Raw genomic sequence first — 12,057 nt, forward strand, 5'->3', positions numbered from 1 at the left:
CTGGTTCGCCTTCCGGCGAAAGTGGTCGTGAGCGCTTTGTGACCCGTCAGGGGCCGAAAGTGCTCACAGGCACGTAGTGCCTACTAGCCGCGGATCATGTTGCGAAGCACGTACTGCAGGATGCCGCCGTTGCGGTAGTAATCCGCTTCGCCGGGGGTATCGATGCGTACGACTGCGTCGAACACGACCTTCTCGCCGTTCTCGCGCGTCGCCGTGACCTTCATGGTCTTCGGGGTGACGCCCTCGTTGAGCTTCTCGACACCTTCGATGTCGAAGGTCTCGGTGCCGTCGAGCTTGAGCGAACCTGCGGACTCGCCGACCGGGAACTGCAGCGGGACAACGCCCATGCCGATCAGGTTGGAGCGGTGGATGCGCTCGAACGACTCGGTGATGACGGCCTTGACGCCGAGCAGGCTCGTGCCCTTGGCTGCCCAGTCACGCGAGGATCCGGAGCCGTACTCCTTGCCGCCCAGGACGACCAGCGGGATGCCGGCTGCCTGGTAGTTCTGCGACGCGTCGTAGATGAATGCCTGCGGTGCGCCTTCCTGCGTGAAGTCGCGGGTGTAACCACCGGAGACGTCGTCGAGGAGCTGGTTGCGCAGACGGATGTTCGCGAACGTTCCGCGAATCATGACCTCGTGGTTACCGCGACGCGAGCCGAGCGAGTTGTAATCCGCACGCTCGACGCCATGGGAGTCGAGGTACTGCGCAGCGGGGGTGCCGACCTTGATCGGACCTGCCGGGCTGATGTGGTCGGTGGTGACCGAGTCGCCGAGCAGTGCGAGGACGCGAGCGCCCTTGATGTCCTTGACCGGAGCCGGATCCATCGTCATGCCGTCGAAGTAAGGTGGCTTCCGCACGTAGGTGGAGTTCTCGTCCCACTCGAAGGTGTCACCCTTCGGGGTTTCGAGGTTCTGCCAGCGGCTGTCGCCCGCAAAGATGGTTGCGTACGACTTGCGGAACATGTCCTGGTCGATCGAGGACTTGATGGTCTCTTCGATTTCCTGCGTGGACGGCCAGATGTCCTTGAGGTAGACGGGGTTTCCGTCGGTGTCGTTACCGAGCGAATCGGTCTCGAAGTCGAAGTCCATGGTTCCGGCGAGGCCGTAGGCAATCACGAGCGGCGGGGAAGCCAGGTAGTTCATCTTGACGTCGGGGGAGATACGTCCCTCGAAGTTACGGTTACCCGAGAGCACCGCGGTGACCGAGAGGTCGTTGTCGTTGATCGCCTTCGAGACTGCCTCGGGCAGCGGTCCGGTGTTACCGATGCACGTGGTGCAGCCGTAACCACCGAGGTAGTAACCGAGCTTCTCGAGGTACGGCCACAGGCCGGCCTTCTCGTAGTAGTCGGTGACGACCTGCGAACCGGGAGCCATGTTGGTCTTGACCCACGGCTTGGTGGCGAGGCCCTTTTCGACGGCGTTGCGTGCGAGCAGTGCAGCGCCGAGCATGACCGACGGGTTGGACGTGTTGGTGCAGGAGGTGATACCTGCAACGACGACGGCGCCGTGGTCGAGAACGAACTCACCGGCGTCGGACTTGACGACGACCGGCTTGCTCGGACGGCCTTCTGCACCGTTGGCAGCAGAGAGAACGTCGACCGCTCCGTCGTCGGCAAACGACAGAACCGCGGGATCGGAAGCCGGGAAGGACTCTTCGACGGCCTCGTCGAGCTGGGTGTGCTCGGTCGGGTGGTTCTCTTCCACGTAGTTGTGGATGTCCTTGCGGAACGCAGTCTTGGACTCCGACAACAGGATTCGGTCCTGCGGGCGCTTCGGGCCGGCGATCGAGGGAACAACGGTTCCCAGATCCAGCTCGATGTACTCCGAGAAGACGGGTTCCTTGTCGGGGTTGTGCCACAGGCCCTGTTCCTTGGCGTACGCCTCGACGAGAGCGAGCTGCTCGTCGCTGCGGCCGGTGAGGCGCAGGTATTCGATGGTCTCGGCGTCGATCGGGAAGATCGCTGCGGTGGAACCGAATTCGGGGCTCATGTTGCCCAGCGTCGCGCGGTTCGCGAGCGGAACCTCGGCAACACCGTTGCCGTAGAACTCGACGAACTTGCCGACGACGCCGTGCTTACGGAGCATCTCGGTGGCGGTGAGCACGACGTCGGTTGCGGTGACGCCGGGCTTGATCTCACCGGAGAGCTTGAAGCCGACGACGCGGGGGATCAGCATGGAGACGGGCTGGCCGAGCATTGCTGCCTCGGCCTCGATGCCGCCGACGCCCCAGCCGAGCACGCCGAGGCCGTTGACCATCGTGGTGTGCGAGTCGGTGCCGACACAGGTGTCGGGGTATGCCTGGCCGTTACGGGACATGACGGTGGGCGCCAGGTACTCGATGTTGACCTGGTGAACGATGCCCATTCCCGGGGGGACGACCTTGAAGTCGTCGAATGCGCCCTGGCCCCAACGGAGGAACTGGTAACGCTCGCCGTTGCGCTCGTATTCGAGGTCGACGTTGCGCTCGAGTGCGTCGGCCTGGCCGAAGACGTCGAGGATGACCGAGTGGTCGATGACCATGTCGGCGGGGGAGAGCGGGTTGACCTTGTTCGGGTCGCCACCGAGGGTGGTGACGGCCTCACGCATGGTGGCGAGGTCGACGATGCAAGGAACGCCGGTGAAGTCCTGCATGATCACGCGGGCAGGCGTGAACTGGATTTCGATGCTCGGCTCGGCTGAGGGATCCCAGCTTGCGATTGCGCGGATGTGATCCGCGGTGATGTTGGCGCCGTCTTCGGTGCGGAGAAGGTTCTCGGCGAGAACCTTCAAGGAATAGGGCAATTTCTCGGTGCCGGGGACGGCCGAGAGGCGGAAGATCTCGTAAGAGTTCTCACCGACCTCGAGGGTTCCCTTGGCTCCGAATGAATCGATACTGGTGCTCACGTCTGCTCCACTCGTCTATGAGGGTCGCTACCGACGGGGCTGTGTCGGCAGCTGAAGCGAGGTACTTCGGCCGGGAAGATCCTCCGTAGCTCACGCCAATCGCACAGTTCGCGTGAGAACTGTCCGAACATCGGAGCTGCAGTAGAACCTGTCCTGACCGGTGGTACCTCTTGGTCCAAGTCTAACAGTACGCTTGTCCTGTGAGAATTCAGGGCAAGTTGACCGAAACAATCTTCATGCAGACTGCGGGCCTGCGCAACGCAGGCTTGGCTGGGTGACCGCACCCACAGCTACCGCTCGGGCGGCACGCGCGGCGGTTGTGTGTGACGCCTGGTGGCAGTCGACCTGAAGTAGGGTGCATGCAGGCCCGTCGCGGGTCGGCCGCCGAAAAACGACCTCGGAAGAACTCCCCGCATCTCAGCGGTGGACGGAATCCGAACAGCACCCGGATGAGAGATGTCTGCTCCTACAAATCACGCTTTTGCGCCTGTGCACGTGAAGTCCCCGTTGCACGTCGCTGTTCCGTCGGACGTCGATCTCGACGACGTGCTCGCGGACATTTCGACGGACGGCGTCTCCGCCCCCGCGGATGATGTTGCGGGGCTGACCGCGGTGGTGACCGACGCTCGTGAACGTGGTGTCGACTTGAGCGTCGTAGTAGTCGACGCAAATCCGGGCCGGCCGTCCGATCTTCGAGACCTGGCCACGACGGTCGGCAAAACAGAAGGCGGAACGGTTCTCGTTCTGAGCCCTGACTGGATGGGTAGCTACAGCGATTCGATCAGTCGAGTGCAGCTCGAAACTGCACAGGACCGATCTTTCGGCGAAAGCGCAAGCGTGACCGCGGACCGCTTCTCGCACGAGATCGTGGCGCCAGGTCCGCCGTGGACGCTTTACACGGTCCTTGTCATCGCAGTGGTGGCGGTTATTGCCGGAATTACCTTTGCCGTCAAGTGGCGGCGAGAGCCAGAAAACGCGCAAACCAGACATATCGCCTCGACTTCGGAAACACCAGCACCATCCGACCACCGGGCCGATTCCGTCTGACCTTGGTCCTTTTGCGAGATTTTCAGTAACTCGTCGAAAACAGGTACTCACTGCTGTTTGCGGTGAGTACCTGCCCTTTTTGGTGCCTGCATGCCATTCGACCAGCTCAAATACCGTTTGTGTTATTTGTGGCTAAAGTTTCCAAAGAACGCTTGAGTGTCGTACGGTACAACTGGCACTTTTTGGGGAAGAAGTGTCGCAGACAGGCTGATGTTGTTCGACGCGTACTTGTCGGTTGCCTCGTTCTCGAGGTGTCGACGGTGGCGTTCGTACGACACGTCCAGGTCGAGGAGCAGCTCTCGGGCTGTGGGCGACCCGTGCTTGGTCTGCGCATTCCCTCCCCGCACGGATCGGCGACCCAGCGGGCCGTGGCGTTACACGCGAGGGAGAGTTATTTGTGAGGCAAGTAACACGTGGCGGCGAGTCCCGTCGTGGTCCTTCCCGTAAATCGATGCGCCTGGCGCAACTGGTCATCGGATTCGGCGTCGTCGGATCCCTGATCGTCGGGACGCCGGCCATGTCCTCGGCCGTACCGCCACCGCCGCCGAATCCGAGTGACTCGGATATCGCCGCGGCAGATTCGCAGGTCTCGTCGAGCGTCGGCACCGTCAGCGCGCTCATCAATCAAGTCGCATCGGCAAACGAACAGTTGTCGGCACTCGACAACGAAGTTGCGATCAAGCGTGAAGACGTCAACAAGACTCTCGTGGATCTGCAGAACGCTCGCGGCGCCGCAGACTCCGCAGCGCAGGCCGTCGGAGTCACGAAACAAGCTCTGAAGGACGCGTCGGCGCAGATCGAGGTCGCTCAGACGGACTTCGACAAGTACGCACGCTCGAGCTACGTCAAGGGCACCAATACTGCGTCGATCTCGTCGTTCCTCGACGCCAAGGGTCCTGGCGACGTTCTCGACCGCGCCCAGGTCCTCAAGCTTCTCGCCAATACGCAGAGTGCAGTGCTCGACGGTCTCCAGCGAGCACGTACCGAGCAGGCGAACAAGGATTCCGCGACCCGCCAGGCCAAGCAGCAGGCCGATGCCGCCGCCGAGGTCGCGGCACAACTGAAGGATCTGGCGGAGCAAGCGATTCAGATCGCGCGCAACGCTCTCGATCAGCAGGTAGCCAAGAAGGCCGCGATCGAAGCCGAGCGCAACTCTGCCCAGGCTCAGCTCGACGCCGCCCGCAACGCCGTCGCCGGCTTGCAGGGTCAACGCCAGGCATACGCGACCTGGGACGAACAGCGCCGCGCCGAGGAAGCTCATCAGAAGGCTCTCGAAGCCGCTGCCAAGGAAGCGGCCGCTCAGGCCGCCGCCCGTGCCGCTGCCGACCAGGCAGCCAAGGATCGAGCTGCCGCATTGGCAGCAGCCCAGCGTCCGCACACCGCGGTCGAAGACCCGACTCCGACCGTCATCCCGGACGACGACGACACCTGGACTGACGAAGAAACAGGGACCGACGAGGAAACAGGCACGGACGAAGAGACCGGCACCGACGAGGAAACGGTCACGACGCCCAAGCCCACCACCCCGAAGCCGACGACGCCGAAACCCACCACTCCGAAGCCTTCCGTCACCGGAAGCGCTGCAATCGAATCCGTCATCGACCGCGGAATGTCTCAGCTAGGCGTGCAGTATGCCTGGGGCGGCGGCGACGAGAACGGTCCGACGCGAGGCATCCGTGACGGCGGCGTCGCTGACAGTTACGGCGACTTCAACAAGGTCGGGTTCGACTGCTCCGGCTTGATGATTTATGCCTTTGCCGGCATCGGGATCTCGCTGCCGCACTACACCGGCTATCAGTACACCGCAGGCACTCAGGTTCCGTCTTCGGAGATGAAGCGCGGCGACATGATCTTCTACGGCCCCAACGCCAGCCAACACGTGGCGCTCTACCTTGGTAATGGTCAGATGCTCGAGGCACCACAATCCGGTTCGAGTGTCATGGTCTCACCGGTTCGGTGGGGCGGAATGACGCCGTACGCCGTCCGACTGGTGTCCTGACCGTCAGAGGAAATGCCGCTGACACCCGCATTGTCAGGGAAGTATCAAGTTCCCGACGTGGTGTTACGGCATCGAGCGCAACTACCTGGAATAGTTGACGGGGAACACGTTACTGTCGGTACTTTTCTAGGTGAAAGCGATGGATTCTTGGTGACCTCACGTGAAGATTCGGTCGGAACGGTCGACGTAAGCAAGGCGAGTGGAAGTGCGGACGGAGCAGCACCTTCCCTGGCAGCCGACGTTCAGACCTTGGAACGAGCGATTTACGAGGTCAAGCGAGTCATCGTCGGGCAGGACCGGCTTGTCGAGCGCATTCTCGTCGGACTTCTCGCCAAGGGGCACGTCCTCCTCGAAGGCGTACCCGGTGTCGCCAAGACGCTGGCCGTCGAGACTTTCGCGAAGGTCGTCGGCGGTTCGTTCTCCCGCGTCCAGTTCACCCCGGACCTGGTGCCCACCGACCTGATCGGCACGCGCATCTACCGTCAGGGCCGCGAGGAGTTCGACACCGAACTTGGCCCCGTCGTCGCCAACTTCGTGTTGGCCGACGAGATCAACCGTGCCCCGGCCAAGGTGCAGTCCGCGCTCCTCGAGGTGATGGCAGAACGCCACGTCTCGATCGGTGGCAAGCGGTACCACATGCCCGATCCGTTCCTGGTGATGGCGACGCAGAACCCCATCGAGAACGAGGGCGTCTACCCGCTCCCCGAAGCGCAGCGCGACCGCTTCCTGTTCAAGATCCTCGTCGATTACCCGACAGTGGAGGAAGAACGCGAAATCGTCTACCGGATGGGCGTGGCAGCGCCGGAGCCGCACCAGATCCTCGGTCCGGAGGAGTTGGTCAGGCTCCAACGCGTCGCCAGCAACGTCTTCGTTCACCACGCGCTCGTCGATTACGTTGTCCGGGTCATCGCCGCCACGCGTACGCCGCGTGAAGTCGGACTCGAGGACGTCGCAGGCTGGATCGCGTACGGCGCCTCACCCCGCGCGACGCTCGGCATCATCGCCGCGTCGCGGGCCCTCGCTCTCGTCCGCGGGCGCGACTACGTAGTGCCGCAGGACGTCATCGAGGTGATCCCGGACGTGTTGCGTCACCGTCTCGTTCTTTCCTACGACGCCATGGCCGACGAGGTGACTCCCGACGCCGTCATCGCCCGGGTGCTGCAGACCGTCGGACTGCCGCAGATCGCCGCGCGGCCGGTCCCCACCGTTCCCGGTCCGCCCCAGCAGGGCGCACCACAAGCACCGCAGTTCAACGCACCGGGCACAGCTAATCCGCAGGGCACAGCTAATCCGCAGGGCAACGGCGCGCCGATCGCGACCGCTGAGACGATGAGTCGCCCGCAGTGACCGAAGGCCGCGACGGTGGCCAGGCGACACCCGCCGGATCCACCGGTTCTCCGCCGTCGTTCCGATCCGGCGAGCTCAGCGACCCCAAACTCACCGCTGCGCTGCGCACCCTCGAACTGACGGTTCGCCGCCGCCTCGACGGTGTGCTGCACGGCGATCATCTCGGCCTGATTCCCGGTCCGGGTTCGGAGCCGGGAGATGCCCGCGAGTATCAGCCGGGCGACGACGTGCGGCAGATGGACTGGTCCGTCACCGCACGGACGACGCACCCACACGTGCGTCAGTCGGTCGCAGATCGTGAGCTCGAGACGTGGCTCGTCATCGACTTGTCCGCAAGTCTCGACTTCGGGACCGCCGGATGCGAGAAGCGCGACCTGGTCGTCGCCGCAGCCGCGGCGATCACTCACCTGACCAGTTCGGGCGGTAACCGCGTCGGCGCCATCATCTCGACCGGCGCACAGACAACTCGAATTCCGGCCCGCGGTGGGCGAATTCACGCACAGGCGATGCTCCGCAAGATCGCGACGACTCCGCACGCGCCGGACGGGGTACGCGGTGATCTGGTCGGCGCGATCGAAGCGCTCAGACGCCCACAGCGTCGGCGCGGACTGGCGGTGGTCATCAGTGACTTCCTCGGACCGATCGACTGGGAACGCTCGCTGCGCGCCATTTCAGGACGGCACGACGTGCTCGGTGTCGAAGTGGTCGATCCGCGAGACCTCGAACTGCCCGACGTGGGCGACGTGGTGCTCCACGATCCCGAGTCCGGCCGGACCAGAGAATTCACCACGACGCCGCAATTGCGCGCCGACTTCGCCAGAGTCGCCGCCGAGCACCGCGTCGAGGTCAGGCAAGCTCTACGTCGTTGCGGCGCACCGCTCATGTCCCTGCACACCGATCGGGACTGGATCGCCGACGTCGTGAGATTCATCTCGGCACGCCGACACAGTTATGGTGCCGGCGCCGGAACTGGGGGCGTTCGTTCGTGAGTCTTTCGCAATTCACCGCACCGTGGTGGCTGCTGTTCCTCGCTGTCATCGCCGCGTTGGTGGTCGGTTACGTACTCGTGCAGAAGCAGCGAGCCAAGCACACACTTCGGTTCACGAACTTCGCACTGTTGGAGAAGGTCGCGCCTTCGCGGCCCGGGCGGTGGCGTCATATTCCGGCGATTCTGATGGTCATCGCATTGGTGTTCTTCACCGTCGCCCTTGCCGGTCCGACGGCAGACAAGAAGGTCCCGCGAAACCGTGCCACGGTGATCCTCGTGATCGACGTGTCGCTGTCGATGCAGGCCACCGACGTCGAGCCGACGCGATTGGCAGCAGCGCAGGAAGCTGCGAAGTCGTTCGCCGACGGTCTGACTCCCGGCATCAACCTCGGGTTGGTCGCATTTGCCGGAACCGCTTCGGTTCTGGTGTCGCCCACCACGAATCGTGACGCGACGAAGGTCGCCATCGACAACCTCAAGCTCAGTGAGCGAACGGCGACGGGCGAAGCGATCTTCACCTCGTTGCAGTCGATCGACACGCTGTCGGCTGTTCTCGGCGGCAGCGATCAGGCGCCACCGGCGCGCATCGTGTTGCTGTCCGACGGTAAGCAGACCGTTCCCGAGAACTCGGACGATCCGCGGGGCGGATTCACCGCTGCCCGTCAGGCCAAGGACAAGGGCGTTCCGATCTCGACCATTTCCTTCGGAACGACATACGGGCGAGTCGAGATCGAAGGAGACCGAATCCCCGTCCCGGTCGACGACGCGTCATTGAAGGAGATCGCCAACCTTTCCGGCGGAAGTTTCTTCACGGCATCGAGCCTCGAAGAACTGCGCCAGGTGTACGACACGCTCGAAGAGCAGATCGGTTTCGAGACGACACGAGGCGATGCGAGTCGACCGTGGTTGGTTCTCGGCGTCGTGTTCGCGACCGCTGGTCTGACGATTGCCCTGGTACGCAGGCAGCGTCTGCCCTGATCGAGAGCAGTTCCGAATTGTCCAAATACCGCTGGTACGCGGCCCGCAGAGAATTGATAGGTTGATCGCCATGTCTACCCCTCCCACGACAGTGGTTTCCGAACGGACCGTCACCACACCGCGCTCGGTGCTCGTCACCGGCGGTAACCGCGGAATCGGCTTGGCCGTCGCTCAGCGGCTCGCCGCAGACGGCCACAAGGTAGCCGTCACGCACCGCGGTTCCGGTGTCCCCGAAGGGTTGTTCGGCGTCGTGTGCGACGTCACCGACACCGAGTCGATCGACCGTGCGTTCAAAGAGGTCGAAGCGCACCAGGGGCCGGTCGAGGTCATCGTCGCCAATGCCGGCGTCACCGACGACACACTGATCATGCGAATGAGCGAAGAGCAGTTCACGAGCGTCGTCGACGCGAACCTCACCGGTACGTTCCGCCTCTCGAAGCGTGCGACCCGGTCGATGCTGCGCGCGCGTTTCGGACGGTTCATCTTCCTCGGCTCTGTGGTGGGTCTGGCAGGACAAGCCGGCCAGGTCAACTACGCCGCGTCCAAAGCAGGCATCGTCGGTATCGCTCGTTCCCTGACAAGGGAACTCGGCTCACGTTCGATCACCGCCAACGTCGTCGCTCCCGGGTTCATCGAGACCGACATGACGGCAGCACTGGGCGACGACGTCAAGGACAAGGCCACCGAGTTCATCCCGTTGCAGCGGACCGGAAAGCCGGAAGATGTTGCAGCAGTTGTCAGTTTCCTCGCCTCCGACGATTCGGCCTACGTCTCGGGTGCGGTCATCCCCGTCGACGGTGGACTCGGCATGGGGCACTGACCCGCTTTTCGCACACACACCTTTCTCGTACGTCTGAAATCAGGAGGACATCTCATGGGCGGCTTGCTCGAGGGTAAGACCATTCTTGTCACCGGCATCATCACCGATTCGTCGATCGCGTTCCACGTGGCCAAGGTCGCGCAGGAGCAGGGCGCGAAGGTACTGATCACCGGATTCGATCGTCTGCGCCTCATCGACCGCATCGCCCAGCGACTGCCGCAGCCCGTGCCGCCGGCAATCTCGCTCAACGTCCAGAGCTCGGAGGATCTCGCCTCTCTCGCCGAGCGTGTGCGCGAGCTGGCTCCCGAGGGTATCGACGGCGTCGTCCACTCGATCGGCTTCGCTCCCCGCTCCTGCCTGGGAAGCCCGTTCATGGACGCGCCGTGGGAAGACGTGGCGGTCGCACTCGAGGTGTCCGCCTACTCGTACAGCGCACTGGCCAAGGCCTTGCTGCCGGTGCTCAACGACAACGCGTCCATCGTCGGAATGGACTTCGATCCGGCACGCGCAATGCCCTTCTACAACTGGATGGGTGTCTCCAAGGCAACCCTCGAGGCCGTCAACCGTTACGTCGCCAAAGAGGTCGGCGTCCGCGGCATCCGCTCGAACCTGGTGTCCTCCGGCCCGATCAAGACCCTGGCCGCCAAGGCCATTGCCGGCGACAGCACCGGTCCGGGCGCGGAGTTGGACAAGCTGAACACCGCCTGGGACGGTGCTGCGCCCATCGGCTGGGACGTCGACGATCGCGAGCCGGTCGCCAAAACGGTCTGCACCGTTCTCTCGGATTGGTTGCCCGGCACGACCGCGTCGATCATCTACGTCGACGGCGGCTTCCACGCGATGGTCGGCTAGTAGCACCCCTTCTACTACGCAGGTGAGTACCCGGGTGACTCCCGCCGAACGGCATCGCGCAAGATTGAACTCATGACCGCAAGTATGGACATGCAGTTCGATGCTCTTCTCGTTTTGTCGTTCGGCGGTCCCGAGAAACCCGAAGACGTACGGCCGTTCCTCGAAAACGTCACCCGCGGTAGGGGAGTGCCACCGGAGCGGCTCGACGCCGTCGTCGAGCACTACATGCATTTCGGTGGAGTTTCGCCCATCAACGCGCTCAACCGAGACCTGATCGAACGGGTCGAAGGTGAGCTGGCAGCAGCCGGCGTGGATTTGCCCGTGTACTTCGGCAACCGCAACTGGCACCCGATGGTCGAAGACACCGTTGCCAAGATGCGCGTGGACGGTGTCCGCAACGCCGCCGTGTTCGCCACGTCGGCGTGGGGTGGTTACTCCGGATGTCGGCAGTACCACGAGGACATCGCTCGCGCCCGTGAGGCGGTCGGTGACGGCGCACCGACGCTGACAAAACTTCGCCAGTACTACGACCATCCGCTGGTCGTCGGCGCGTTCGCCGACGGTGTGCGCGCGGCCCGCGCAGAGTTGCCCGAAGCGACTCGCGATACTGCGCGCCTGGTGTTCACCGCGCATTCGGTACCGAGTGCCGCAGACCGCAATGCAGGGCCGCCGGCAGAGGGCGGAAACCTCTACAGTCGACAGGTCGCCGAGGCCGCGAAGTTGGTTGCCGAGGCCGTCGGCGCCGAGGATTTCGATCTGGTGTGGCAGTCGCGATCAGGCCCGCCGCAGGTTCCGTGGCTGGACCCCGACATCTGTGATCACCTGGATACGTTGTCCGCCAAGGATGTTCGCGCCGTGATCGTGTGCCCCGTCGGTTTCGTCTCCGATCACCTCGAAGTGGTGTGGGACCTGGACACCGAGGCCAAGGACAAGGCAGCCGAACTCGGGATGGATTTCGTTCGGGCAGCAACGCCCGGCCGCGATCAGCGTTTTGCGCAGCTGGTGCCCACGCTCGTTCGGGAACTGGCCGAGGCCGAGCAGCCACTGCGACTGGGGGTCGAGCCGCTGCTCGGCTCGACCACCAACGGTCTCTCGTGTGCGGTCAATTGCTGCGCGGCCGTTCAGCGTCCCCGCTGACGGT

The 12,057-nt window shown here is 63.7% G+C and carries 9 protein-coding genes; 8 read left to right on the plus strand and 1 reads right to left on the minus strand.

What is annotated here, in order from left to right; translation table 11 throughout:
• Positions 1–83: 83 nt before the first annotated feature.
• The gene (acnA, locus tag BH682_RS14430) at positions 84–2,885 is read right to left on the minus strand and encodes an aconitate hydratase AcnA (RefSeq protein WP_007727883.1); all 2,802 of its coding nucleotides are present in this window, start codon (positions 2,883–2,885) and stop codon (positions 84–86) included.
• A 456-nt stretch (positions 2,886–3,341) separates the two neighbouring features.
• Here acnA and BH682_RS14435 point away from each other — a divergent pair, with 456 nt between their 5' ends.
• From BH682_RS14435 to BH682_RS14475, 8 genes are all read left to right on the plus strand, one after another.
• Positions 3,342–3,932 carry an Rv1476 family membrane protein gene (locus BH682_RS14435; RefSeq protein ID WP_021332993.1) on the plus strand — a complete coding sequence of 197 codons (591 nt, stop codon included), beginning with the start codon at positions 3,342–3,344 and terminating at the stop codon, positions 3,930–3,932.
• A 451-nt stretch (positions 3,933–4,383) separates the two neighbouring features.
• Positions 4,384–5,931, plus strand: coding sequence for an NlpC/P60 family protein (locus BH682_RS14445; RefSeq protein ID WP_003944866.1), 1,548 nt, complete (start codon positions 4,384–4,386; stop codon positions 5,929–5,931).
• Positions 5,932–6,081: 150 nt separating this feature from the next.
• Positions 6,082–7,278 carry an AAA family ATPase gene (locus BH682_RS14450; RefSeq protein ID WP_003944917.1) on the plus strand — a complete coding sequence of 399 codons (1,197 nt, stop codon included), beginning with the start codon at positions 6,082–6,084 and terminating at the stop codon, positions 7,276–7,278.
• A complete protein-coding gene (locus tag BH682_RS14455; RefSeq protein WP_003944991.1) occupies positions 7,275–8,267 on the plus strand; it encodes a DUF58 domain-containing protein in 993 nt (330 codons plus the stop codon). The genes BH682_RS14450 and BH682_RS14455 overlap by 4 nt, the downstream gene beginning before the upstream one ends.
• On the plus strand, positions 8,264–9,244 hold the full coding sequence (locus tag BH682_RS14460; protein WP_003944878.1) for a VWA domain-containing protein: 981 nt from the start codon (positions 8,264–8,266) through the stop codon (positions 9,242–9,244). The genes BH682_RS14455 and BH682_RS14460 overlap by 4 nt, the downstream gene beginning before the upstream one ends.
• A 70-nt stretch (positions 9,245–9,314) precedes the next feature.
• Positions 9,315–10,064 carry a 3-oxoacyl-ACP reductase FabG1 gene (gene fabG1, locus BH682_RS14465; protein WP_007727875.1) on the plus strand — a complete coding sequence of 250 codons (750 nt, stop codon included), beginning with the start codon at positions 9,315–9,317 and terminating at the stop codon, positions 10,062–10,064.
• Positions 10,065–10,118: 54 nt separating this feature from the next.
• Complete coding sequence (gene inhA, locus BH682_RS14470; RefSeq protein WP_003944803.1) at positions 10,119–10,916, plus strand: NADH-dependent enoyl-ACP reductase InhA; 798 nt, start codon at positions 10,119–10,121, stop codon at positions 10,914–10,916.
• An 84-nt stretch (positions 10,917–11,000) separates the two neighbouring features.
• Positions 11,001–12,053, plus strand: coding sequence for a ferrochelatase (locus tag BH682_RS14475; protein ID WP_075833166.1), 1,053 nt, complete (start codon positions 11,001–11,003; stop codon positions 12,051–12,053).
• Positions 12,054–12,057 lie beyond the last annotated feature (4 nt).

The organism is Rhodococcus sp. YL-1 (genome assembly GCF_001942025.1).
Classification (GTDB): Bacteria; Actinomycetota; Actinomycetes; order Mycobacteriales; family Mycobacteriaceae; genus Rhodococcus_F; species Rhodococcus_F qingshengii.